22 protein-coding genes are annotated in these 23,212 nt (G+C 72.3%); 4 read left to right on the forward strand and 18 right to left on the reverse strand.

Annotated features, from left to right (window positions below; genetic code table 11):
* The first annotated feature begins 89 nt into the window (after nucleotides 1-89).
* On the forward strand, nucleotides 90-881 hold the full coding sequence (locus E4622_RS14225) for an SDR family NAD(P)-dependent oxidoreductase (RefSeq protein ID WP_134740903.1): 792 nt from the start codon (nucleotides 90-92) through the stop codon (nucleotides 879-881).
* A gap of 4 nt (nucleotides 882-885) precedes the next feature.
* On the opposite strand, the gene E4622_RS14230 is transcribed toward E4622_RS14225, so the two are convergent.
* The 7 genes from E4622_RS14230 to E4622_RS14260 form a co-directional block, all read right to left on the reverse strand.
* Complete coding sequence (locus tag E4622_RS14230; protein WP_134740904.1) at nucleotides 886-4,095, reverse strand: IPT/TIG domain-containing protein; 3,210 nt, start codon at nucleotides 4,093-4,095, stop codon at nucleotides 886-888.
* 117 nt (nucleotides 4,096-4,212) lie between these two features.
* Nucleotides 4,213-4,854 carry a hypothetical protein gene (locus E4622_RS14235; RefSeq protein ID WP_134740905.1) on the reverse strand — a complete coding sequence of 214 codons (642 nt, stop codon included), beginning with the start codon at nucleotides 4,852-4,854 and terminating at the stop codon, nucleotides 4,213-4,215.
* 209 nt (nucleotides 4,855-5,063) lie between these two features.
* Nucleotides 5,064-5,861, reverse strand: coding sequence for a class I SAM-dependent methyltransferase (locus E4622_RS14240; RefSeq protein WP_134740906.1), 798 nt, complete (start codon nucleotides 5,859-5,861; stop codon nucleotides 5,064-5,066).
* Nucleotides 5,858-6,625, reverse strand: coding sequence for an ABC transporter ATP-binding protein (locus tag E4622_RS14245; RefSeq protein ID WP_134740907.1), 768 nt, complete (start codon nucleotides 6,623-6,625; stop codon nucleotides 5,858-5,860). The genes E4622_RS14240 and E4622_RS14245 overlap by 4 nt, the downstream gene beginning before the upstream one ends.
* Nucleotides 6,622-7,614: an ABC transporter substrate-binding protein gene (locus E4622_RS14250; RefSeq protein WP_167736094.1), complete on the reverse strand. Its 993-nt coding sequence runs from the start codon at nucleotides 7,612-7,614 to the stop codon at nucleotides 6,622-6,624. Before E4622_RS14250 ends, E4622_RS14245 begins: the two co-directional genes overlap by 4 nt.
* Before the next feature lie 44 nt (nucleotides 7,615-7,658).
* The gene (locus E4622_RS14255; protein WP_209021951.1) at nucleotides 7,659-8,759 is read right to left on the reverse strand and encodes an iron ABC transporter permease; all 1,101 of its coding nucleotides are present in this window, start codon (nucleotides 8,757-8,759) and stop codon (nucleotides 7,659-7,661) included.
* A 178-nt stretch (nucleotides 8,760-8,937) separates the two neighbouring features.
* Nucleotides 8,938-9,597 (reverse strand): class I SAM-dependent methyltransferase, encoded by a 660-nt coding sequence (locus E4622_RS14260; RefSeq protein ID WP_134740910.1) that lies wholly within the window; start codon nucleotides 9,595-9,597, stop codon nucleotides 8,938-8,940.
* Nucleotides 9,598-9,662: 65 nt separating this feature from the next.
* Between E4622_RS14260 and E4622_RS14265 the strand changes: the two genes are divergently transcribed.
* The gene (locus E4622_RS14265) at nucleotides 9,663-10,253 is read left to right on the forward strand and encodes an XRE family transcriptional regulator (RefSeq protein ID WP_134740911.1); all 591 of its coding nucleotides are present in this window, start codon (nucleotides 9,663-9,665) and stop codon (nucleotides 10,251-10,253) included.
* 1 nt (nucleotide 10,254) lies between these two features.
* On the opposite strand, the gene E4622_RS14270 is transcribed toward E4622_RS14265, so the two are convergent.
* Nucleotides 10,255-11,058, reverse strand: a complete 804-nt coding sequence (locus E4622_RS14270; protein ID WP_245156036.1) for a siderophore-interacting protein — start codon at nucleotides 11,056-11,058, stop codon at nucleotides 10,255-10,257.
* 21 nt (nucleotides 11,059-11,079) lie between these two features.
* A complete protein-coding gene (locus E4622_RS14275) occupies nucleotides 11,080-11,862 on the reverse strand; it encodes a M15 family metallopeptidase (RefSeq protein WP_134740912.1) in 783 nt (260 codons plus the stop codon).
* 154 nt (nucleotides 11,863-12,016) lie between these two features.
* Here E4622_RS14275 and E4622_RS14280 point away from each other — a divergent pair, with 154 nt between their 5' ends.
* Both E4622_RS14280 and E4622_RS14285 read left to right on the forward strand, forming a co-directional pair.
* On the forward strand, nucleotides 12,017-12,583 hold the full coding sequence (locus tag E4622_RS14280; protein ID WP_134740913.1) for a sigma-70 family RNA polymerase sigma factor: 567 nt from the start codon (nucleotides 12,017-12,019) through the stop codon (nucleotides 12,581-12,583).
* On the forward strand, nucleotides 12,583-13,500 hold the full coding sequence (locus tag E4622_RS14285) for a hypothetical protein (RefSeq protein WP_134740914.1): 918 nt from the start codon (nucleotides 12,583-12,585) through the stop codon (nucleotides 13,498-13,500). Before E4622_RS14280 ends, E4622_RS14285 begins: the two co-directional genes overlap by 1 nt.
* Here the strand turns inward: E4622_RS14285 and gtfA are convergent.
* From gtfA to ssb, 9 genes are all read right to left on the reverse strand, one after another.
* Nucleotides 13,481-14,953 (reverse strand): sucrose phosphorylase, encoded by a 1,473-nt coding sequence (gene gtfA, locus E4622_RS14290; protein WP_134740915.1) that lies wholly within the window; start codon nucleotides 14,951-14,953, stop codon nucleotides 13,481-13,483. The two genes, E4622_RS14285 and gtfA, sit on opposite strands and share 20 nt — an antisense overlap.
* Entirely contained in the window at nucleotides 14,950-15,921 is a 972-nt protein-coding gene (locus E4622_RS14295; RefSeq protein ID WP_134740916.1) for an acetylxylan esterase, read from the reverse strand. Before E4622_RS14295 ends, gtfA begins: the two co-directional genes overlap by 4 nt.
* A gap of 63 nt (nucleotides 15,922-15,984) precedes the next feature.
* Nucleotides 15,985-16,809 carry a carbohydrate ABC transporter permease gene (locus tag E4622_RS14300; protein ID WP_134740917.1) on the reverse strand — a complete coding sequence of 275 codons (825 nt, stop codon included), beginning with the start codon at nucleotides 16,807-16,809 and terminating at the stop codon, nucleotides 15,985-15,987.
* Nucleotides 16,806-17,759 (reverse strand): sugar ABC transporter permease, encoded by a 954-nt coding sequence (locus tag E4622_RS14305; protein ID WP_209021952.1) that lies wholly within the window; start codon nucleotides 17,757-17,759, stop codon nucleotides 16,806-16,808. Before E4622_RS14305 ends, E4622_RS14300 begins: the two co-directional genes overlap by 4 nt.
* Complete coding sequence (locus E4622_RS14310) at nucleotides 17,756-19,102, reverse strand: extracellular solute-binding protein (RefSeq protein WP_209021953.1); 1,347 nt, start codon at nucleotides 19,100-19,102, stop codon at nucleotides 17,756-17,758. The genes E4622_RS14305 and E4622_RS14310 overlap by 4 nt, the downstream gene beginning before the upstream one ends.
* Before the next feature lie 138 nt (nucleotides 19,103-19,240).
* Nucleotides 19,241-20,257 carry a LacI family DNA-binding transcriptional regulator gene (locus E4622_RS14315; RefSeq protein WP_209021954.1) on the reverse strand — a complete coding sequence of 339 codons (1,017 nt, stop codon included), beginning with the start codon at nucleotides 20,255-20,257 and terminating at the stop codon, nucleotides 19,241-19,243.
* Nucleotides 20,258-20,311: 54 nt separating this feature from the next.
* Nucleotides 20,312-20,956 (reverse strand): hypothetical protein, encoded by a 645-nt coding sequence (locus tag E4622_RS14320; protein ID WP_134740918.1) that lies wholly within the window; start codon nucleotides 20,954-20,956, stop codon nucleotides 20,312-20,314.
* Nucleotides 20,949-22,631: an energy-dependent translational throttle protein EttA gene (ettA, locus tag E4622_RS14325; protein WP_134740919.1), complete on the reverse strand. Its 1,683-nt coding sequence runs from the start codon at nucleotides 22,629-22,631 to the stop codon at nucleotides 20,949-20,951. Before ettA ends, E4622_RS14320 begins: the two co-directional genes overlap by 8 nt.
* Nucleotides 22,632-22,698: 67 nt before the next feature.
* A complete protein-coding gene (gene ssb, locus E4622_RS14330) occupies nucleotides 22,699-23,157 on the reverse strand; it encodes a single-stranded DNA-binding protein (protein ID WP_134740920.1) in 459 nt (152 codons plus the stop codon).
* Between the last annotated feature and the right edge of the window lie 55 nt (nucleotides 23,158-23,212).

A 23,212-nucleotide genomic window follows, 5' to 3' on the forward strand; every position in this document is an offset into this window, starting at 1 on the left:
CGACTTGAACAGGAAAGTCATGCACCGTACGTTTCACTTGACTGATCAAGTGATCAGCCGAGTGCCGACATGATGGAGAAGGATCGACCATGGACCTGCAGCTGGCCGGCAAGACCACTTTCGTGAGCGGCTCGACGCGAGGGATCGGGTTCGCGATCGCACGCGGGCTGCTCGAGGAGGGGGCCGCGGTCATCGTCAACGGACGCGACGCCCAGGGGGTGGGCGCCGCGGTCGAGGAGCTCACCTCGCTCGTCCCGGGCGCGGACGTGACGGGTGCTGTCGCCGACCTCTCCGACGCGGCGCAGGTCCGCGCGCTCGAGGCTTCCCTCGCCGAGGTGGACGTGCTGGTCAACAACGTGGGCCACTTCGAGGTCAAGGCGTTCGCGGACGTGACGGACGACGACTGGCAGCGCTACTTCGACGTCAACGTCATGAGCGGGGTGCGCCTGTCCCGGCTCGCGCTCCCCCACATGCTGGCGCGGGGCTGGGGCCGGATCCTGTTCGTCGGCACCGAGTCGAGCGTCAACGTGCCGGCGGACATGGTCCACTACGGCGCGACCAAGGCCGCGGCGCTCGCCGTGAGCAACGGCCTCGCGAAGCTCACCCGCGGCACCGAGGTCACCGTCAACACCGTCCTGGGCGGACCGACGTACTCCGACGGGGTCGCCCGGGCCGTGAGGCAGGTCGCCGAGGCGCAGTCGGTGCCTGCCGAGGACCTGAAGGCGGCGATCGGCGCCGGCAACGCGACCTCGCTCCTCCAGCGCTTCCTCGACCCGCAGGAGGTCGCCGACCTCACGGTCTACCTCGCCAGCCCTCGGGCCAGCGCCACCAACGGTGCCGCCGTCCGAGCGGACGGCGGCGTCCTGACGTCGACCCTCTGAGCCGCTACTGCACCCGGACGATCGAGAGCCCGATGGTCGACCCGAGCTGGCCGCCGCCGGACCCCTGCAGGCGCAGCAGCTGAGCCTGCGTCTGGGTGCCCGAGAGCTGGAAGAGCTTCACGCCGCCGCCGTAGAGCGTCCCCACGTCGACCGGTCCGAAGCTGCCGAACGAGTAGCCGGTCGGCTGGCTCGGGAAGGCCTGCGCGTAGCTCCCCGGGATGTCCGCGTTGAGGCCGGCATAGATGCTGCGGAAGTTCCAGGTCGGCATCTGGACGTCGGCGCTCGCGCCGGTGAGCCCCGGGTAGTCGTCCACGGAGAGGGCCAGCGCCCATCTCCCCAGCAGCTGCGAGGTCGAGGCGCCGGACCTGTCCGACAGGTTCGTGACGCCGGTGGTCGTCGAGCTCGTCAGGGCCGTGAGGAACTCGGCGTCGGAGCCGGCGTAGCGGTCGATCGTGTGGCGGATGAGCGACCAGCTCGTGGCGTAGAAGTAGGAGGCGTTGTCCTGCGGCGTGCGGCCGAACGGCGACAGGAGGGTCGAGTTCTGACCGATCAGGTAGGTGTAGAGCGAGCCGAAGTGACGGCTCATGTTCACCGACGGGCGCAGCGGGTGTGCGGTGCACTCGCCCCAGGTCGGCCTCGGGTCGCACCAGAGGCTGTTCGGCGCCGCCGCGCTGCCGTAGCCGGTGTTGCCCTTCCACGGCACCTGGTAGACCGACTGCCGCGCCCACAGCTCCTCCGAGATGCGCGCCGTCCCTTCCTCCAGCCAGGCCGCCTCGTACGGCGCGTTGTGAAGGGTGCGCGCCGCCATCGACGCGACGTGCTTGCTCTCGTGGATGAACGTCGAGCGCACCGTGCGGTACCAGTTGTCGGGGGTGTCGGTGTTGTAGCCGGAGCCGACGGTCGTGGGCTGGTAGACGTAGAAGTACTCGCCGAAGTTGCTGGCGCCGTTGACGCCCGAGCCGGTGTATGGCCCACCCACCGCGGGCGCGTTCGCGTCGTCGTTGGGGAACTGGTCGCAGCTGACGACGAACCCCGCCACTCCGCCGAACGCGCTGTTGATGAGTGGCGTGGAGACGGCCACCATCACGCCGTTGGCGTCGGTCACGGCGTCGCGGAGCAGGATGTCGCCGAAGTTGTTGCGGATGATCGGCTCCATGTCCGCGTTGAACTGGTCACCGATCTTGTCGTAGTAGCCCGCCATGGCCGCGTTGTTGGCCGCCTTGAGCCCCGCCGGCGTCGCGTCGTCCTCGTAGATGACGAGCTTGCCCTCGGCGTAGACCCGGGTCGCGCTGCGGACGTAGTAGCTGTTGCAGATGTTGTTGGCGTTGATGTTGGAGACGCGGAAGCTGCGCGTCATCGGCAGGTCCGCCGCCACGACGTCGGGCTGGACGCCCTTGCGCGGGAGGCCGTCGGTCCCGAACTCCTGGCGCAGCACCTCGTACTGCCGACGGTTCTGCCTCAGCAGCTCCAGGTGGGCTTCGCCGTCCTCCGCCTGCCCCAGCTCATCGGGCGCGTCAGCGTCGCCGTCCAGCGCGAGCGGCTGCGGGTGCGCCGACGCCGGCTCCCCGGCGACGGGGTCAGAGGAGAACCGGATCCCCGACGAGGACCCGGGGTCCGTGGCGGTGTTGAACGCCGCCACGACGTACCGCGCGGCGCCGTCCGCCGACGCGATCTCGTTGCAGGCCGCCTCGGAGGGATCGACGACGGTGGCCTCGCCGACCTCGAGGTCGCGCTGTGCGACCTGCAGCGGGTGGGTGACGGCGTTGGTGGTGGTCCCGTTGACCGTCGCCTGGACGGCGACGTCCCCCGAGGGCACGCAGGGCACGGTGACGGTCAACGACGTCGCCGTCGCCGCCGTCACCGGCGCGGGGGCGCCCCCGATGGTGACGGTGTTGTCGGCCGGGGTGGGGCTCAGCTCCCGGCCGGTCAGCGTGGCGGTCGCACCGGGCACGAGGGCGGACGGGCTGACCGACGTGAGGGCCGGGCCGGGCACCACCGTCGTGATGCTGAAGGTCTGCTCGTCGGACGTGTCGTCGCCGCCGTCGGCGGTCCCACCGTCGTCCTTCAGCCGCACGGTGACCTCGGCCGTGCCGACCTGGTCCGTGGCGGGGGTGAACGTGAGTGCGCCGCCGGAGGAGACAGCCGGCTGCACCTGGAACAAGGACTCCTCGCCGGTGCTGACCTCGAAGGTCAGGGCCTGGGCACCCTCGCCGGGGCCAGCGGAGATGTCGGATGCCCAGCCCTCCAGCGTGTAGGCCTTCGGCTGACCGCCGGCCGCCTGGTTGGCGACGCCCTCCTGGTCGGCGCCCTTGACGAAGCCGGGTGCGTCGTTGACCGGGGTGACGTCGACCGTGAGCGTGTCGGCGGTCGGGTCCGTGTCGACCCCGCCGCCCGTCGTACCACCGTCGTCGCGCACCCGGAAGGCGAACGACGCGAGCGCCGAGCCGTGGGCGTCAGCGGCCGGCGTGAAGACCAGGCCTGGGATGCGGGTGGCCAGGACCGGCTGACCGGGGACGACGGGCGTGCCGTCGAGCGCCAGGGCGCCGGAGCCCGCGGAGGGGACCGAGTCGATGACGACTGCGAGGAGCCCGTCGCCATCGGCCGGGTCGGTGAAGCCGAAGTCCGCCGCAGCGAAGGAGTACGCGCCGTCCTCGATGACGGTGACCGTGCGGTCGGCGCCGGACGGGGCGTGGTGGGGCGAGGGCGGGGCCGGAGGGGTGGGCGGCTTCGGCTGGCGCAGCGTCTCGCACCCGGCCTTGACCGTGTCGGCGAGGTCCGCGTCGGCCCGGTCCTTGCCGCCGCCGCAGACGAGCAGGTCGCGGTAGCCCCGGTCCCCGGTCGCGAGCAGACGGTCGGCGCCGGGGCCGCCCTCCAGGCGGTCGTTGCCGGCCTCGCCGACCAGGACGTCGCTACCGCCGGCGCCCTTCAGGACGTCGTTGCCGGGGCCGCCGCGCAGGACGTCGTTGCCGCCGAGACCCTTGAGCACGTCCCTGCCACCGAGCCCGCAGATGACGTCGTTGCGGCGGGTGCCGACCAGGACGTCGTTGCGGCGGGTGCCGCGGATCGTGCACCTCGCCTTGGGGGACGGCGCCGCTCGACTCACCTCCGGCTGCGCCACCGCGGAGGTGAGCTCGGGAGGCGGCACCGCCGCCGCCGGCGTCATCACTGCGGTGACGACGGAGAGGACCAGCGCGGCACCCCAGCTGTTGCGCACGTGAGACTCGCCTTCGCGTCGTTCGTTCCGCCGGGTGACAGCGGGTCGTTCGCGAGGCTAGGGGTCATCGATGGTGCGCGGGACAGGAATCGCGAAATCTTGACCTGTCGTGGCGGATCAGGCTCGAGCGGCGGGTCCGGCGCCCTCGGCGTCCGACGCGCGGATCCCTGCGGGGTGGGCGAGCGCCCAGCCGAACCCCACCGCCAGCCCTGCGATCGCGGCCATGACCGCGGCCGGCCACCAGCGGCCGGCCAGACCCAGCAGGCCGAGGGTCCCGCCGGCGATGGCGAGTCCGAGGCCGACCGGACGCGTGCGCCGTACCCATCGGTGCGGGGAGCCCAGGAGCAGGGCGCCCCCGAGAGCGGCGATCCCCACGCCCAGCGGGCCGGTGGCACGACGCGGACCCCAGTCGAGCGTCGGGACCCGCTCCCTGTCGCTCTGCAGCTGCACCACCGACCCGTCCCACAGGTAGGCGGTCACCGGACCGTCGCCGAGGTCACCGGAGTCCAGCACCGTCACGGTCGTCGCGGGCCGGCGGGGAAGGGTCAGCGTCCAGAGGTCGGCCCCTCCCCGGCTCTGGTGCCGGTCGAAGTCGAGCGTGCCCGGCAAGGAGCGCAGGCACCCGTCCGTGGGCTCGGACTCCGCGCAGACCGGCGCCCTCGCCATCGCGAAGCCGGTGGTCAGCTCGGAGACGCCGGAGACCGTCACCACCATGCCGAGGAGCAGCAGCAGTCCCGCCGCGATCGTGCGCAGGCGCATGCGGGACCTCGTCGTCGGCTCGGGTGGCGGGGACCACGTGACCCTACGTCCCGGCGGAGCCGCCCAGGGCAGCGCCCGAGAAGCTAATGGAAATGGAAAGACCCGCCTACGGTCTCGGGTCCGTAGGCGGGTCTGAGGAAGACACTATGCGGCCGCGGGCAACGCGCACTCCACGGGTCGTCCACAGTTGAGGAACAAAGCCGGTGCGGTCATCGCACGGCGTACAGCACCACGTCGTCCAGGTAGCGCCAGACGGTGCCGGTCTCGCGGAAGCCGGCGCTGCGAAGGGTCTCGAGGTGGAAGCCGAGGGTGACCTTGGGCGGCGGGGTGTGCAGCTCCTGGCCCCAGGTCTCGCGGCGGCGGGCGGCGGCCTCGGCGTAGTGCGGGACCGACTCGGCGGCGTCCCACCAGGCGTCCCAGGTGTCGACGTCGCCGGAGCCGAAGGCGGCGGCCTGCACGCGCTCGTCGTCGCGGGCGGCGATCCCGAGGAGCGTCGACTCGGTGACCTCGTCGTAGAGGAGGTGGTCGCCGTTGAGGACGATGCCGCCGGGACGCACGAGGTCGGCGAGCTCGAAGTAGACGTGGGCGAGGGCGCCGGGCTGGAGCCAGTGCAGGGCGGTGGAGCTCACGACCGCGTCGTACGGCGCACCGGCGACCCGGGCGTCGCTCACCCAGGCCGGGTCGTCCAGGTCGAGGCACGCGACGCTGGAGCCGGGTCGGTCGGGGACGAGGTCCTCGGCGATCGCGGTGAGCAGCGGGTCCTTGTCGACCACGACGACCTGCGCCTCGGGGACCTCGGCGAGGACGGCCGCGGCCAGCGAGCCGGTACCGCCCGCGAGGTCGAGGACCCGCGGCTGCGCCACGTCGGCGCACACGTCGGCGACGACGCGGGCGATGGTGGCGAACCGCTCGGAGCGGTGGCGGATGTAGGCGGTCTGCTGGGCCGACCAGCGGCGCTCCAGGTCGCGGGCGGTGTCGAGCCTCGTGGTGTCGATGGTGGTGGTCATGTCGTTCCTTTCGTGGGGAGGGTGAACTCGAAGTGCGGGTGGTGACCGGCGTGCACCGCGGTGGTGACGCCGTAGACGGGGTCGAGCACGGACGGCACCAGCACGTCCTCCGGCGGTCCGTCTGCGACGACCCGGCCGTGGTCCATGACCACCACGACGTCGGCCCAGCGCGCGGCGGCGTCGAGGTCGTGCAGGACCACGACCGCGGTCGGGGCGATGTCGCGCACGAGGCCCAGGACCTCCAGCTGGTGCCGCGGGTCGAGGTGGTTGGTGGGCTCGTCCAGGAGGGCGTGCCCGGGCGCCTGCACGAGCACGCGGGCGATCGCGAGCCGCTGCAGCTCGCCGCCCGACAGCACCCCGACCCGCGAGGTGGCCCGGTCGGCGAGCCCGACGCGGTCGAGGGCCTCCGCGACGAGCTCGTCGGTACGCCGCGGACGGCTGACCAGTCCGCCGACGCGGGCCAGCGCCCCGAGGCCGGCCTCCTCGGCGACCGTGAGCGACGGGTCGGCGTCGCCGCGCTGGGCGACGAGCCCGACCCGCCGGGCGAGGCACCGGCGCGACAGGGACGTCACATCGGTGCCGTCGACCAGCACCCGACCGCCGTACCGCTGCCCGGCGCGGACCACGGCGCGCAGCAGGGTCGACTTGCCGCTGCCGTTGGGGCCGACGACGGCGACCAGCGCGCCCGTCGGGACGGTGAGGTCGGTCGGGTGCAGCAGCACCGTCGCGCCAGCCCGGACGGTGAGGCCGCGGAGCTCGATCACCCGAGGCCGGCGAGGAGCTCGCGCAGCTGCGCGGGTCCCTGGAGGCTCAGCACCGACGGCGGGTCGGTGTAGGAGAAGGGCAGGGCGACGACGCGGCCGTCTCGGACGGCGGCGAGGTCGTCGACGCCGGGCGCGGAGGCGAAGGCGTCGAGCGTCTCCTGGGGGTCGCCGCCGGAGTAGAGCAGCACGATCGTGCCCGGGTCGCGCGACAGCACGTCCTCGACGTTGACGTCGAAGACGCGCTCGTCGGCGTCGGCGTAGACGTTGGTCAGGCCTGCGGCCTCGAAGACGGGGGTGACCATGCTCGGTCCGCCGTACGGCGAGAGCACGCTGCCGCCGGAGGAGACGTAGAGGGCCGCCGCACTGCCGGCATCGGGAGCGGTCTCCGCGGCCAGTCCGGCCTCGCCGTCGGCGACGACCTCCTCGGCGCGCTCGGACTCCCCGAGGATCGTCCCGAGGTCACGCACCTCGCTCCAGACGCGGTCGAAGGTCGCGGTCTCGCTGAGCTCGGGGCCGGGGTCGTTGCAGTAGGCGGTCGGCACGTAGAGCGGGACGCCGGCACGCGCGAGGGCGGCGCGGTCGACGGCGTTCTCGGGGGCGATGACGAGGTCGGGCTCGGCGCCGAGCAGCGCCTCCTGAGAGACCACCGACCCGCCGGTCGCGTTGGTCTCGGTCGAGAGCAGGTCGAGCGAGCCGAGCGCGTCGTAGGTCGCCTCGTCGTAGAGCCCCTGCTGGAGGTCGGCGGTGATCGCGACGACGCGGTCGACGGCGCCGAGGGCCTCGAGGTTGGCGACCGGGTCGTTGTTGACCAGGACGACGCGCTCGGGCGGCGCCTCGACGGTGACGGTATGACCGCAGTTCTCGATCTCGACGGCGGTGGCCGGGCCGGAGGACCCGGACCCGTCGCCGTCGTCGGCGTCCGCGGCGCACCCGGCGAGGGGCAGCGCGAGCGCGAGGGCGAGGGCGGGCAGGCGGAGGTGGGACAGCACGGTGGCTCCTTGACGGGCGGTGGGTGATGACGGGCGGGTGGTTCTCACAGCGACTGCGCGCCCGAGCGGCGCAGGAGCACGAGCAGGAGGGGAGCGCCGACGATCCCGGTGACGACCCCGACGGGGATCTCGCGCGGGTCGAGGGCGGTGCGGGCGACGGTGTCGGCGACGACCAGGACGAGCGCGCCGAGCAGCGCCGAGGCGGGGACGACGGCACGGTGCCGGCCGCCGACGAGGCGGCGCGCGAGGTGCGGCACGACGAGGCCGACGAAGCCGACCCCTCCGACGGCGGCGACCACAACGCCGACCATCGCGGAGGTCCCGGCCATCACGGCGAACCGCGCCCGCTCGGGGTGCAGGCCGGCCGAGCGTGCGGAGTCGTCGCCGGAGCCGAGCGCGTCGACGACGGGCGCGACCAGGACCAGCGCGGCGGTCCCGAGCACGGTCGCGACGGTGGCGGCGAGCAGCATCACGGGCTGCACGGCGGCCAGCGAGCCCAGTAGCCAGAACAGCACCGAGCGGGCCGCCTCCGGCGAGTCGGACCAGAAGAGCAGGAAGTTGGTGACGGCGTGCAGCGCGTAGCCCACGGCCAGCCCGGCCAGCACCAGCCGCAGCGGCCCCCGCTGGCCCGCGACCCCGCCCAGCATCAGGACCAGGACGATCGCGCCCACCGCACCGATCAGCGCGGAGCCCGACAGCGCGAGCGCGCTGCCGGCACCGATGACCAGGACCGCCACCGCCGCACCGGCGGACGCACCGGCGTTGAGGCCGAGCAGGTACGGGTCGGCCAACGGGTTGCGCACGAGCGCCTGCAGGACCGCACCGGCCACGCCGAGCGCCGCGCCGGCCACGACGGCCATCGCGACGCGCGGCGCCCGGGTCCCCCAGACGATGACGTCCTCGGTGCGGGTCCAGCCGCCGTCGTACGGCGTGCCGAGCAGGTGGTGCCCGAGGACGCCGAGCACGTCACCCGGTGCGACGCCGACCGGTCCGATGCCGAGCGCGACGGTGGCCGTCGCGAGCAGCAGCGCCAGCAACGCCAGGTTGAGGCTGCCCTGACGACGACGCAGGGCGCGGACGGCGACGAGCGCGGCCGGCTCCCCCGGCGTCACTGAGGTGGCGACGGGGCTCGACGTGGTGGTCACAATCGAGAATGATTATCAATATGAATAGGAAGTGCAAGTCGAGAGTGTCGGGGCGCTGGCGCGGGGCGCAGTTTCCCCAAGGTATGCAGGGGAAGCTGCACTTCCCTCGGGTTGCAGCGCTAGGGAAGTGACACCAGGCCTGCATACCTTGGGGAAACTGTCGCCTCGCGCGCCGAGCTCAGCTCCGCCGGACGGCGCGTACGACGACGTCGTGCAGCGTGGCGGCGTGCCCGGCGCGACCCGGCATCGCGCGCTCGCACTCCTCGGCGGTGACGACCTCCCAGCGCGACGGGTCGAGGCGGGCGGTGACCGCGGCAGCAGTGGCCGAGGCCTCCGCCGGGGGGTGATGGTCGTCGTGACCGCTGTGGTGGGTGTGCAGGTGGCCGACGACGAGCAGCGTGCCGCCGGGGGCGACCCACGCGGCGATCCGGTCGTACAGCTCGAGCTGCGGGATCGCCGCGTGGGCGTAGTGGGTCATCACCAGGTCGAACTGCTCGCCGGGATCCCAGGTGGCCAGGTCCGCCTCGACCCAGCGCACCCGCTCGCCGACGCCCTCATCCGAGGCCAGCTCCGCGGCGCGCGCCAGCGCCTCGGCCGAGATGTCGGCGCCGGTCACCTCCCAGCCGCGGGTGGCGAGCCAGACCGCCTCGGCGCCGCCGCCGCAGCCGGCGTCCAGCGCGACCGCCGGGGTGAGGTCGGCGGTCTCGACCGCGACGTACGGGTTCGCGGGATGGGTCCCCATCACCGCAGCCTCCCCGTCCTCCCCGCCACCCCAGCGGCGCTCCCAGTAGTCCTTGTCGAAGTCGTGAGTCGTGCTTGCCTGCGCGTCGTCGTCCATGTCCCCGAGCGTGCGCCAGCCGCGCCCGATCAGCAACCTTTGTTGCCGAATGGCAAACTGAGTCCATGGACGACACCATCGACCGCACGCTGGACGCCGTCGGCCCGCGCCTCAAGCAGCTGCGCGTGCGCCGCGACGTCACCCTCGCCGACCTCGCCGCGGAGACCGGGATCTCCACCAGCACCCTGTCGCGCCTGGAGGCCGGGCTCCGTCGCCCCACGCTCGAGCAGCTGCTCCCCCTCGCCCGCGCGCACGGCGTCACGCTCGACGAGCTCGTGGACGCCCCGCCCACCGGCGACCCGCGCATCAACCTGCGCCCGATCCCCGGCGGCGACGGCTCGACGGTCCTGCCGCTCACGCGTCGCGCCGGAGGCATCCAGGCCTATAAGTTCGTCCTGCCGCGAGGTGACGACGACGCCGTGCCGGAGCTGCGCACCCACGAGGGCTACGACTGGGCCTACGTCCTCGACGGCACGCTGCGCCTGGTGCTCGGCGAGCACGACCTGCTGCTGGGGCCGGGCGAGGCCGCCGAGTTCGACACCCGCACTCCCCACTGGTTCGGCGCGACCAGCGCCGGGCCGGTGGAGTTCCTCAGCCTCATCGGCAGGCAGGGCGAGCGCGCCCACCTCCGCGCGGCGCCGCGTCGGGACGGCTGAGTCAGCCCGGCGCCGCACGCCCCTCGCGCCAGTAGCCGACGAACGTGATGTCGGACTTGGCGACGCCTCGCTCCTCGACCAGGTGTCGGCGCAGACCTGTGGGCAGGCGGGACTCGCCCGCGACCCAGGTGTACGACGGCCCAGGTGGCAGGTCCGCCCGCATGACCGCGTCGAGCACCGCGGCGCCCGGCGGGCCGTCGCGTCCCTCCCGCGTCACCCACAGGATCTCGACCCCGTCGGGGCGTACGACGTCGGGCCGGACGTCGGCCGCCTCCGGCACCTCCAGGAACACCCGGGCCACCAGGGACGAGGGCGCCCGCTCGAGGATCGCCGAGATCGCGGGCAGCGCGCTCTCGTCACCCACGAGCAGCTGCCACTCGGCGTGCGGTCGGGGGACGTAGGTGAAGCCCTCGTCGAAGATGCCGACCGGGTCACCGGGCCGCGCCGCGAGCGCCCAAGCCGCCGCCGGCGCGGCGGGGTCGTGCAGCGCCAGCTCGACGTCGAGCTCGTGCAGCTCGGGGCGCACGGCACGCACGGTGTACATCCGGACCCACGGTCGCCGCGCCTGGGGCAGGAGCCGGAGCTGGGGCATCCAGGCGAGGCTGGAGGTGGTCGGCATCTCCAGCCGGGACTGCCCGGACCGCGGGAAGAACAGCCGCACCGCCTGGTCGGGGCCGGAGCGCTCGAGGTGCTCCAGACCGGAGCCCGTGAGGGTCAGCCTGACGAAGTGGGGGCTGACGGGCTCGCGGCGCAGGACCTGCAGCGTGATCATCCGCCGCGAGCGGGGCGGGTGGACGCGTGGCACGGCCCCAGTCTGGACCGGCCGTCAGCGCGGGTAGTCACCACCCGGCAGGCCGAAGGTCTCCTCGAGGGTGGCGCCGGTGCGCGCCAGCTCGGCGGCCAGCGGTCGGCCGACAAAGCGGAGGTGCCATGGCTCGGGCTGGTAGCCCGTGATCTCGGTCGTCGCCTCGGTGTAGCGGATCACGAAGCCGTGCTCGACCGCGTGGCGCGCCAGCCACCTGCCCTCACCGGTGTCGGCGAAGCAGGCGTCGAAGTTGCACCCCGGCTCGGACAGGCTGCCGAGGTCGACCGACAGGCCGGTCTGGTGCTCGCTGTGTCCCGGCCGCGCCGAGATCCGCTCCGCCGCGGCCCGCCCCAGCCGCGCGACCGTGGCCTCGTGGACCCCCTCCTGGTAGTCGCGCGACCGGAAGGCGCTGGTGATCCGCATCGGTACGCCGTCGGCGCTCGCCGCGGCGAGCATCTCCTCCAGCGCCGGGGCGGCCGCAGGGCTGACCTGGTAGCCCTCGACGAGAGCCATCGGGTCGGGACGGTAGTCGGGCGGCGAGATCGGCAGCTGCTTGTTGACCACCACCCAGATGCTGCGCGGGTCGGTCGTGGAGTGGGCGGTCAGGTCGAACGGCGCCGCGCTCGTGCCGCTCGTCCCACCCGCGTCAGCCACGGGGGGCACCCCCGGCGCGGCTGAGGAGGGGGACGGCGGCTGGGGCGCCGGGTCGGTGGCCGCGGCCTCGGTCGAGGCGCAGCCGCCGAGCGCGGCCAGGCCGGCGCCGACCACCGCCCCGACGAGCCACCGCTGGTGTCGTACTCGCATGCTGTGACTTCCTCTCCTGCCCGTCAGGGCGTCCAGGAGCGGAGTGTCCGGAGCCGGCTCCACGTCACCGCCCGGCCGCATGAGCCAGGTCACACGCGAGAGGGTGTAACGGATCGACGGAGCCGGACACTGCCAGTCCGTGTGGTCGGGAGAGATGGAAGGACAGCTCACGCTCGTGGACGCGCCGCCGCACCGCCCCGGGGACTCCCCCGACGCCGGTGAGCTGTTCGAGCGTCACAGCCGCATGGTCTACCGCTACGCGCGTGCCCGCCTGGAGCAGCAGGACGCCGAGGACGTGGTCTCCGAGGTGTTCGTCGTCGCCGCACGCCGTACGCCGCCGGCAGATCTCGACCCGTCGGCCTGGCTGCTCGGGGTGGCCCGCAACGTCGTGGCCAACCAGGTGCGCAGCCTGCGGCGGCGGCGGGCGCTGGTCGCCCGCGCGGAGCTGGCCGCGCGACCCAGCGAGCCGGACCACGCGCCGTGGCTCGTGCGGCTCGACGCGCTGCGCGCCGCCGTCGCGACGCTGTCGCCACGCGACCAGGAGGTCGTCGCCATGCTGGCGGCGGCCCCGCTGACCCCCGAGCAGCTCGGGGCGGCCCTGGGCTGCTCCCCCCGGGCGGCCGCCGTCCGCGTCCACCGCGCCCGGCAGCGCCTGCGCACCGCCCTGGCGGCCACCGAGCCGGCAGCGCCCACCACTCCCCGACCCGAACGGACCTCGTGATGACCGACCCCTTCGAGCAGGCCCGCGAGACCCTGGCGCCGGCCGACCGCGAGCCGGACTGGGCGGCCCTGCGCCGCGACACCCTGCAGCGCGTCGCCGCCGACCGGGCACAGGAAGGCGAGACCGGCCACCACCACTCGCCGCGCTGGACCGCGCTGGTGGCGGCCGCGGCCGTGGCCGCCGTCGTCGTCGGCGTCCTGGGTGTCTCGCAGCTCACGGACCGCCAGGAGGCGCCGCCTGCGCCCGCGGCCACGACGCCGCTGGAGGAGCTGCCGGCCGACGGGGTCCTCGACGAGGTGCACCGGACGGCGGTCGACGGGCCCGAGCCGTTGACCGCCACGGTCAGGGTGGTCAGTGGCTTCGACGAGCGGACCACGATCGCCGTCAGCCGAGACTCCCTCGTCCTGACCACCGGGCGCTACACCTACGCCGAGCAGGGTGCGCCCGGAGAGCCCCGGCGGGCGACCTTCGTGGACCACGCACGCCGGGTGTGGCTCTCCAGCGACGACGGGCGCGTGGCCCCCAAGGTGCTGTCAAGGCTGCCCGCCCGGCTCCGGGCCCTCGTGGCGACCGACCTGCTGGGTCCGTTGTTCGACCCGACCGGGTGGCAGGTCGCGTCGTCCAGCCCGGGTCGCGCACAGCCTGACGGGAACCTCACCCTCGAGCTCGTCCCCGACGTCACGCCGGCACCGACCCGCGACCCCGGATCGGCCATCGGGGCCGGCGACCCGTCGGCCACGCACACCTATGTCGTCGATCCTCAGCGGCGCCTGGCGGTCCGGGTGCGCGTCGACCTCGGGGCGACCACCGTCGGCAGCGTCCTCGGCGGCCGCATCACGTGGTCGCCCGCCTCCGAGGTCAGGCTCTACGACCTCGTCCCGTCAGGCTACGAGGACCTCAACGCAGGTCCGGGATAGGCGTCGCACCCTGTCCCGACAGGGCGTACCGTCGGCTGGCGACGTCGACCTCGAGGACGATCTGGTCCGGGCCGTGGCGCCATCGCAACGTCAGCACCGCCCCGTCGTGGTCGAAGGAGAAGGCACCGCCGAACGCGGGGTGCCGTGAGCGGAGCCGGACAGCGTCGAGCTGGCGCCGTACGACCGGCCTGGCCAACGCCGCGTCGAGCCGGGTCCGGTCCACGTGGGTCCGGTTGACGTCTCGTCCCACGCCGGTGGCCGCGAGCAGCCCCACGTCGTTGCTCCCCGCCAGCAGCCCGACGTAGTAGACCTGCGGGATCCCGGGGAGGAACAGCTGCACCAGTCGGGCGACGATCAGCGCGTCGTCGTCGCACCCGAGCGCGTCGTAGTAGGTGCAGTTGACCTGGTACAGGTCCAGGTTGGAGGCGGCATCCCCTGTCGCGAGCCGGCTCGTCCCTCCGCTGTTGGCGTGGATGGTGGTGACCAGACGGTCGACCTGCTCGTCGGTCAGGAGACCGGGCCGGGCGGGCGTCGAGTCGCTGCGCGCGACGTCGATGACGCCGATGCCGTCGTGGGTGTCCAGCACGTTGACCGAGTTGGACGGACGGATGCCGAGCCAGTGCACGAGCGGAGCGAGGTCCCCCCGGGTCAGCGCGTGCAGGAGCAGCGGCGGCAGGGCGAAGTCGTAGACGTGGTCCACCGAGCGTGCGAGCTCGATCTGGAGCTCGTGATGGCCGTGGACCTCCAGCAGCACCTGCGCCCCGCGCGCGTGCGCGTAGTCGCTGATCCGCCGCACCAGCTCTCCGGACTCCGGCGTCATGAAGCAGTCGGTGCCGGCAACCTTGCCCGTGTAGCCGACCGCGTCGAGCCGGAGCATCGTGACACCACCCGCGAGCAACGCGTCGATGACGCCGGTCAGGTACTCCCAGAAGTGCGGCGTGCGCACGTCGAGGTCCACCTGCTGCGAGGTGAACGTCGTCCAGACCAGCCGTCGGCGCCCGCCGATCGTGACGGGCGTGAACGGCAGCCCAGGACGTGGCCGGTAGATGCGGGCGAGGTCGTCCTCGGACGCGCCGTCGGGGAAGATCGAGGACAGCGTCAGGAAGAGCGGTGCGACGTCGGCGTCGTCGCCCTCGGCGACGTAGCGACGGAACTGCGCCGACGCCGTCGACATGTGGTTGACGATGAGGTCGGCCATCACCCGGCGACCGGTGGCGAGGCGACGAAGGTCGTCCCAGTCCCCCAGCCGGGGGTCCACCTGCCCGTGGTCCTCCGGGTCGAAGCCGGCGTCCGCGCCGTCGAAGGGCCGGAAGAACGGCAGCACGTGCACGCCGTCGAAGACGTCCCCGAGCTCGTCGGTCATGACCCGCTCCAACCCGCTCAGGTCACCCCCCAGCCGGTCGGCGTAGGCGATGAGCTGCGGACCGGCGGCGGAAGGCTCGGCGGACCTCACCCGAGCAGCTCCGCGAGCCAGCGCAGCTGGCGCGCCTCCTGGTGGAACTGCCCGCCCTCGTGGTCGTTGAAGGGGTGGACGTCGAGCTGCTTGGGGCCGGCGTAGGCGTGGTAGGCGGCGTAGACGGTCGAGGGCGGGCACACGGTGTCCATCAGGGCGACGGAGACGAGCGCGGGTGCCTGCGCCCGCGCGGCCAGCACCGCCACGTCGAAGTAGGCCAGCGTGCCCATGACCTGGTCGACCTGGTCGCGGTGGCTGGCGAGGTAGGCGACCAGCTCCAGGTAGGGACCGGTGCCCGCGGTCGTCAGGGCCCGAGGGAAGTCCGACAGGAACGGGACGTCCGCCATGACGGCGGTCAGGTCGTCGCGCAGGGAGGCCACTGCGAGCGCGATGCCACCACCCTGGCTGGCACCGTGGACGACGACCTGGTCGCCGCGCACCCCGGGCAGAGCCCGGGCGGCGTCGACGGCGAGGACGGCGTCGGTGATGAGACGCCGGAAGTAGTAGTCGTGCCGGTCGGTGACCCCTCGCGTCATGTAGCCGCCGAGGTACGTCGGCCCGTGCCCGTGCGGGTCGGGCGTGTCGCCGACGTAGCCGGCGCCCGTGCCCTGCCCGCGGCTGTCGATCTCGAGCGTGGCGTACCCCGCCAGCGGGAACACCCCCACCTGGTGCGGCAGCCCGCGACCGCCGGAGTACCCCTGGTAGCGCACCACGACGGGGAGGTCCTCGCTCGCACCGGCCGGCCGCCGGTACCACCCACGGATCGGGTCCCCGCCGAAGCCGCTGAAGGTCACGTCGTGGACCTCCACCAGCGCCAGGCCGGCGTCGACCAGCTCGGTCTTGGGCGCCCACGACGCGGCGCGGGCCTCGGCGATCGTGTCGTCCCAGAACGTGTCCAGGTCGGGCGGCGGGGTCACGCGGGTGCGGTAGGAGGCGAGCTGGTGCTCGGGGAGGTCGTACTGGGGCATGGGTGTGGTTCCTAGGGGGGAGGGAGGTCGCCAGGAGGCAGGGACCGGGGTGCGGAGGGCGGCCTAGCCCTTGACGGCGCCCTGGAGCAGGGCCTGGGAGAACTGCCGTTGGAAGATCACGAACACCAGGACGGTCGGCGCCATGATCAGCAGGGCCCCGGCCGACAGCAGCACGATGTCGGTGCCGTAGCGACCCTGGAAGGCGCCGAGGGCTCCCGCCATCGTGCGCTTCAACGGGTCGTCGACCATCACGAAGGCCAGGATGAACTGGTTCCACGTCCACAGGAACAGCAGGATCGCGAGTGACGACAGCGCCGGTCGTGCGAGCGGGAGGTGGATGTGCCGGAAGGCCCGCCAGGGCCCGGCTCCGTCGATGTAGGCCGCCTCTGACAGCTCCGGCGGGACGGTCAGGAAGTGCGCCCGCATCCAGAAGACGCCGAACGGCATGTACAGCGCGATCAGCGGGAGGATCAGTGCCCACCGGGTGTTCAGCAGCCCCAGTGCCTCCACCTGGTAGTACAGCGGCGTGATGAGCGACTCGAAGGGGATCGTGAGTCCGAGCAGGAACACCACGAAGATCGCGTTGCCGAAGGGGATCCGCAACGAGGCGAGCCCGTAGCCGGCGAGGGTGGCGAGGACCAACGAGGCGGGGACGACACCCAGGACGATGAGCAGGCTGGACTTGATCAACGGGGTGAGGTTGGCCAGGCGCCAGGCATCGGCGAAGTTGCCCCACTGCGGGTCTGACGGCCACGACACCCCGGTCGGGATGCTGCCCGCGGGCTGCAGGGCGGTCGAGAAGAGGGTGACGAACGGGATCACGGTCAGCACCATGAAGACGACCAGCAGCAGCCGGCCCGCCAGGGGACCTCGGTCGGTGGGCGTCATGCGTCGGCCCTCTGGGTCAGTCGCTGCACGGGGATGATGGTGACCAGCACGAGCACCATGAGGATCACGGCCATGGCCGAGGCCTGCCCGATCTCACGCTCGGTGAAGGCCAGCCGGTAGATCTCGACCCCGGGCACCATGGTGGAGCGACCGGGGCCGCCCTGGGTGGAGATGTAGATGATGTCGAAGCTGGCCAGGGCGGCGACCATCGTGATGGTGACGCAGACGCCGATCTCGCGTCGCAGGCCGGGGAGCGTCACGTGCACGAACTCCCGCACGCGCCCCGCGCCGTCGATGCGCGCGGCCTCGTAGAGCGACAGGTCGATCTTGCCGATGCCCGTGAGCAGCAGCAGCGTGCACAGGCCCAGCATCACCCAGGCTCCGATGAGACCCACCGCCGGCAGGGCCGTGTCGAAGTCGGCCAGCCACGGGCGGGTGACCCCGCCGAGCCCCACCCAGGTGAGGATCTGGTTGGCGACGCCGTTGCTGGAGTAGACCCAGTCCCACACGATCCCGGCCGCCACCAGCGGGATGACCTGCGGGATGAACAGGACGGTGCGCGAGACGGTGGCGAAGGAGCCTCGGGGCTGCCCGTGCATCAGCGCCGCCGCGACCAGCCCCAGGAAGACCGGGATGACGGTGAAGAACACGATGAGCTCGAAGGCGTGGGCGATCGTCAGCAGCTGGTCGGAGTCGGTCAGCACTCTCCGGTAGTTGGCGAGGCCGACCCAGGTCGAGGCGCTGATCCCGTTCCAGTCGTAGAGCGAGTACTGCACCGACGTCGCCAGGGGCCGCAGGACGAAGAAGCCGTACATCGCCAGGGCGGGCGCCACGAACAGCAGGTGCGACCAGCGCCTGGTACGCCGCCGTCCGGACCGGCCACGCGGCCCGGACGGAGCGGTGACCCGCCCCTCGCCGGGGCGGGCCACCTCCTGGTGGACCGAGGTCACGAGGAGAGCTCCTCCTCGTACGTCGACTGGATGCCCTTCACCGCGTCCTCCGGGGAGGTCCGCCCGTCCAGGAGCGACTGCAGCTCCGGGCGGATGGCGTTGGCGTAGATGCCCGACGTCGCGTTGGCGATGAAGTCCAGCAGGACGCCGGACTCACCGATCGTCTGGGCGCCCGCCAGCGTCTCGAACGTCAGCGACGTCTCGGCGACCTCGGGGACCGGGAGGTCGGTCGGACCACCCGGGGCGGCGCCGCCCTGCTGCACGACGATCTCGCGCGCCTTCTCGTCGGTGTGGATCCAGTTCAGGAAGTAGACGATCTCGTCGGCGTGCTCGGCCTTCGTCGGGACGACGTAGGTGTTGGGGGCTCCCATCGCGACGGGCTCCGCGTCCTGCTCGGCCGGCGGCATCAGGAAGAACCCGACCTTGTCGCCCATCGCCTTGTCGAGGTTGGCCGACTCCCAGTCGCCGTTGAAGGAGAAGAGCCCCTCCCCCTTGGAGAACCGGCCGACCATGCCCGTGTAGTCGAGGCTGTTGGCGTCCTCGGGGAAGTAGCCCTTCTCGGCCCAGTCGGCGATGTGCTGCGCGGCCTCGACCGCCTCAGGGGTGTCGATGGTCGCGCCCTCCTTCTGGAAGATCCAGTCGGCGGTCGTGCTCGGGTCGGCGTACTGGTTCAGCAGCGCCTGGAAGGGGAAGGCCACGCCGCCGATGTCGTTGAACTGCATGATCGGCTGCTCGCCGGCCGCCTTGGCGTCGGCCATGGCGCCTTCCAGCTCCTCGATCGTCGCGGGCGGGGCGTCCATCCCGATCTCGGCGGCGATCTCCTTGTTGTAGTAGACGCCCGTCACCGAGTAGCCCACGCCGAGTGCGTACAGCGGCCCCGTGCCGCGCGTGCCCTCGTCGGACACCCGGAGCTGCTCGAGCTGGGAGGCGGGGAACTCGTCCCACCCGTAGGCGTCGTAGTAGGGGTCGAGGTCCAGCAGCAGACCGTCCTTGGCGGCGTCGACCACCTGGGGCAGGCGGATCAGGTCCGGGGCGTCGTCGCTGGCCATGACGCGCGAGGCGTTCTCGGTCAGCGTCGCGAACTGGTCGCTGCGGATGTCGAAGGTGATGTTGGGGTGCTGCTTGGTGAACTCCTTGCCGAGCTCCTCGACCAGGGGGAAGCCGGTCTCGAGGTAGAGCTCGAGCTTCACGTCCTCGTCGGTGAGCTCGGTGCTGACGTCGCCGGACGACGCGTCCTGCTCCGGGGCGTCCTCCCCCGGGGCGCCGCACGCCGTCGCGGTCATCGTGGCCAGCACGGCCAGGGCGACCAGGCCGCGTCGCGCCGGGATGAGCTTCTTCGTCACGAGCTTCTCCTTAGTTCGGGTCTCAGCACGCTCATGGCGACGTCACCTGCGAAACGTCCTGGGCGGCGACGTGAGGTTAGTTACGGGCGTCGCACTTCGTCAAGCACTTTCTGTAAAGCACTTCACAAGCAGAGCCGGTCAGGCGGGCGACCCCGTCGAGGCGCGGACGACGACGTGGCACTCGAGGACGCTCAACCGCCGCTGGGCCGGAGCCTCGAGCTCCTCCAGCAGCTGTCGGATGGCCAGGGCGCCGGACTCCTCGAAGGGCTGGCGGATCGTCGACAGGTCGGCCGCCTCGGCCACCGGGCCGTCGTCGAAGCCGAGGACCGAGAGGTCGTGCGGGACCGCGAGCCCCAGGTCCCTGGCGGCCAGCATCGCTCCCAGGGCCAGGTCGTCGAAGTGCGCCATCACCGCGGTCGGGCGTTCCGGTCCCTGCAGGAGGGCTCGGGCGGCCTCGCGCGCTGCGGGCACGGTTCCGCTCACCTGCGTCACCTGCAGGTCCACTCCCGCGGTCTGCTCCAGCTCGGCCCGGAACCCGCCCAGCCGCCGTCGGGCCTGGGACTCGTAGTCGGAGACCTGACCCTCCAGGAGGTAACCGATCCGACGGTGCCCCAGGTCGGTCAGGTGCCGCGCGGCCATGCGCCCGGCCCCGTAGTCGTCGATCTTGACCACGTTGAACCGCTCGCTGTCGGCGTCCACGACGACGACCGGCATCCCCCGGTCGGCCAGCCGTCGCTCCACCGCGGGCTCCAGCGGCTCCCCCATCACGATGAGGCCGTCGACGTACCCGCGGATCGGCAGGGTCTCCAGCACGGGCGAGGCCGCGGTCGCCGCCGACTCCATGTCGAACACGGACACGTCGATGTGGCGCGCGGACGCCACGGTCAGGATGCCGCTGAGGCGCCGCATGAAGCTGGCGTAGGCGGTGAACGGCGCGATGACGCCGATGCGTCCCACGTGCTTGCGGGCCTGGCTCGCGGCGTGCGCCTTGGGCACGTAGCCGAGCTGGTCGGCCACCTCGAGGACCCGCTGGCGGGTGGCCTTGCCGACCCGCTCGGGCTTGTTCATCACGTTGGACACCGTGGCGATGCTCACGCCGGCCTCCCGGGCGACGTCGTAGATCGTGATGCCGCCGCGCTCGGACCCAGAGTTCACGTGAAGCACTTTACAGACGGGCGACGCTCCCCCGGCCCCGACGGGCGGGGACCCTCAGACGACCTGGCCGGCGGCCGCGAGCTGCGGGGCGGTGTCGCGCAGGCGGCCCTGCTGCCACATCAGGTGGACGACCATCGCGGCCATCACGACGCCGAGCGTGCCCAGGGCGAGGTCGCCGAGCGTGTCGTCGTAGGCGCCGGCACGCTCGGAGGACCTGCTCACGAACGCGAAGTACTCCGCGATCTCCCAGGCCAGCGCGGCGGTGACGCCGAAGGCGAGGGCACGCTCGATCGTGCGCCCCAGGGTGGCGCTGCAGTGCAGCGTCAGGAGGACGAACGCCGCCGCGAGCAGGCCGGTGTTGACGAAGTGCATCCAGTCGTCGAACCACCACAGGGCGTCGTAGAGGTCGAGCCGGTTGCCGAGGGTGTCGCTGAAGCAGGTGATCGTCACGAGCAGGTCGGCCACCCACGGGAACGACGCCCGCTCGCGCCAGAAGAAGTACCAGACGGCCGGCACGCTGAACGCCAGCACGGAGTAGCCGACCGTGCGCGCGTTGGCGCCCTTGCCCTCGAGGTTGCCCCACTCGGGGCTGATGGTGGCCATCACCAGGAGCAGCAGCATCGTGCCCTTGGCGAAGATGTCGAGTCCCCGAGCCAGGCTCGGGGTGGGGTAGCGCACCGCGAGCGACGCGTCAGTCACGCGTGAGCCTGCGGTGCGTCACCCGGTGCGGGCGCGCCGCGTCGACGCCGAGGCGCTCGATCTTGTTCTCCTCGTAGGCGTCGAAGTTGCCCTCGAACCAGAACCACTTGGCGGGGTTCTCGTCGTCGCCCTCCCAGGCCAGGATGTGGGTCGCGACCCGGTCGAGGAACCACCGGTCGTGGGAGGTGACCACGGCGCAGCCGGGGAAGTCGAGCAGCGCGTCCTCGAGCGAGGACAGCGTCTCCACGTCCAGGTCGTTGGTGGGCTCGTCGAGCAGCAGCAGGTTGCCGCCCATCTTCAGCGTCAGCGCGAGGTTGAGGCGGTTGCGCTCACCACCGGACAGCACGCCGGCCTTCTTCTGCTGGTCAGGCCCCTTGAAGCCGAACGACGCGACGTAGGCGCGGGAGTTCATCTCGAAGTTGGCGACCTTGATGAAGTCCAGGCCGTCGGAGACGACCTCCCAGACGTTCTTGTGGGGGTCGATGCCGCCGCGGCTCTGGTCGACGTAGGAGAGCTTGACCGTCTGCCCGACGACCAGGTCGCCGCCGTCGGGCTCCTCCTGGTCGGTGATCATGCGGAAGAGCGTGGTCTTGCCGACGCCGTTGGGGCCGATGACGCCGACGATGCCGGCGCGGGGCAGCGAGAAGGACAGCTCGTCGATCAGGGTGCGGCCGTCGAAGCCCTTGGTGAGCTTCTTGGCCTCGAGCACGATGTCGCCGAGCCGGGGGCCGGCGGGGATGTTGATCTCCGAGGTGTCGATCTTGCGCATCCGGTCGGCCTCGGCCGCCATCTCCTCGTAGCGCGCGAGACGGGACTTGCTCTTGGTCTGGCGGGCCTTGGCGTTGGAGCGCACCCACTCGAGCTCACGGTCGAGCATCTTGGCGCGCTTGGCGTCCTTCTGGCCCTCGATCTTGAGGCGTTCCTTCTTCGTCTGGAGGTACGTCGAGTAGTTGCCCTCGTAGGGGTGCGTCGAGCCACGGTCGAGCTCGAGGATCCACTCGGCGACGTTGTCGAGGAAGTACCGGTCGTGGGTGATGGCCAGGACGGCGCCGGGGTAGCTCTTGAGGTGTCCCTCGAGCCACTGCACCGACTCGGCGTCCAGGTGGTTGGTGGGCTCGTCGAGCAGCAGCAGCGACGGCTGCTGGAGCAGCAGCTTGCACAGCGCCACCCGGCGCCGCTCACCACCGGAGAGGTTGTCGACCAGCATGTCGGGCGGCGGGCAGCGCAGGGCGTCCATGGCCTGGTCGAGGCGGCTGTCGAGGTCCCAGACGTTGGCCGCGTCGAGCTCGGTCTGCAGGTCGCCGGCCTCGGTCGCGACCTTGTCCTGGTCGGCGTCGGGGTCGCCCATCAGCATGTAGAGCTCGTCGAGACGGGCCATCTTGCCCTTGATCTCGCTGACGGCCTCCTCGACGTTCTCCAGGACCGTCTTGCCCTCGGTCAGCGGGGGCTCCTGCTGGAGCATCCCGACCGTGGCGTTGGGGTCGAGGATCGCGTCGCCGTTGTTGGCGTGCTCGAGGCCGGCCATGATCTTGAGCAGCGTCGACTTGCCGGTGCCGTTGGGACCGACGATGCCGATCTTCGCGCCGTGCAGGAACGACAGCGTCACGTTGTCGAGGACGACCTTGTCGCCATGGGCCTTGCGCACATTGCGCAGGGTGAACACATACTCCGCCATGCCACCGAGCCTACGGCGCGGCGGGCGCAGAAGCCCAAACGGGTGCGCGGGCGCGGGCCCGCGCGGCTCAGGCGGCGGCCCCCTCGGCGTCGACGGCGTTGTCGGTCGTCGGCGTCGCCTCCGCGGGCGTCGCTGCGGGCTCTCCCGCGGCGCCCTCACCGGCCCGGGGAGCCCGTGCGAAGCGGGTCACCCCCCTGGTCAGGTCGTGGCCCACGGCATCGGCCTCGACCTCGAAGGAGGTCACCTCCTGGCCGGCCTTGTTGACGTAGGTGTGGGCGTTGAGCCGGCCGTGCACGATGACCGGGTCGCCGCGGTGCAGCGAGCTGCCGCAGTGCTCGCCCAGCGCCCGCCAGGCGTTGACGGTGTACCACTGGGTGCTGCCGTCGACCCACTCGTTGGTGCTGCGCCGGAAGCGGCGCGGGGTGCTGGCGACGCGGAAGCTGGCGACGACGGCGCCGCCGGCCTCGCGCAGCTGCGGGTCGGCGCCGAGCCAGCCCTGCAGGGTCACCACGGTCTCGTTGATCATGTCGGTCTCTCCCTCGGTCGGGTCCGTTGTGGACCCTCCCGACGCTGGGCCCCGC

It is taken from the genome of Nocardioides sp. 503, assembly GCF_004522095.1.
Taxonomy (GTDB): Bacteria; Actinomycetota; Actinomycetes; order Propionibacteriales; family Nocardioidaceae; genus Nocardioides.

Excerpts from the sequence above, each read along its gene's own strand:
- E4622_RS14295 (WP_134740916.1), bottom strand. The coding sequence starts at position 15,921 with ATGCCCCAGTACGACCTCCCCGAGCACCAGCTCGCCTCCTACCGCACC.
- E4622_RS14285 (WP_134740914.1), top strand. The coding sequence starts at position 12,583 with ATGACCGACCCCTTCGAGCAGGCCCGCGAGACCCTGGCGCCGGCCGAC.
- E4622_RS14240 (WP_134740906.1), bottom strand. The coding sequence starts at position 5,861 with ATGACCACCACCATCGACACCACGAGGCTCGACACCGCCCGCGACCTG.
- ettA (WP_134740919.1), bottom strand. The coding sequence starts at position 22,631 with ATGGCGGAGTATGTGTTCACCCTGCGCAATGTGCGCAAGGCCCATGGC.
- ssb (WP_134740920.1), bottom strand. The coding sequence starts at position 23,157 with ATGATCAACGAGACCGTGGTGACCCTGCAGGGCTGGCTCGGCGCCGAC.
- E4622_RS14235 (WP_134740905.1), bottom strand. The coding sequence starts at position 4,854 with ATGCGCCTGCGCACGATCGCGGCGGGACTGCTGCTGCTCCTCGGCATG.
- E4622_RS14300 (WP_134740917.1), bottom strand. The coding sequence starts at position 16,809 with ATGACGCCCACCGACCGAGGTCCCCTGGCGGGCCGGCTGCTGCTGGTC.
- E4622_RS14265 (WP_134740911.1), top strand. The coding sequence starts at position 9,663 with ATGGACGACACCATCGACCGCACGCTGGACGCCGTCGGCCCGCGCCTC.
- E4622_RS14225 (WP_134740903.1), top strand. The coding sequence starts at position 90 with ATGGACCTGCAGCTGGCCGGCAAGACCACTTTCGTGAGCGGCTCGACG.
- E4622_RS14280 (WP_134740913.1), top strand. The coding sequence starts at position 12,017 with ATGGAAGGACAGCTCACGCTCGTGGACGCGCCGCCGCACCGCCCCGGG.
- E4622_RS14260 (WP_134740910.1), bottom strand. The coding sequence starts at position 9,597 with ATGGACGACGACGCGCAGGCAAGCACGACTCACGACTTCGACAAGGAC.
- E4622_RS14275 (WP_134740912.1), bottom strand. The coding sequence starts at position 11,862 with ATGCGAGTACGACACCAGCGGTGGCTCGTCGGGGCGGTGGTCGGCGCC.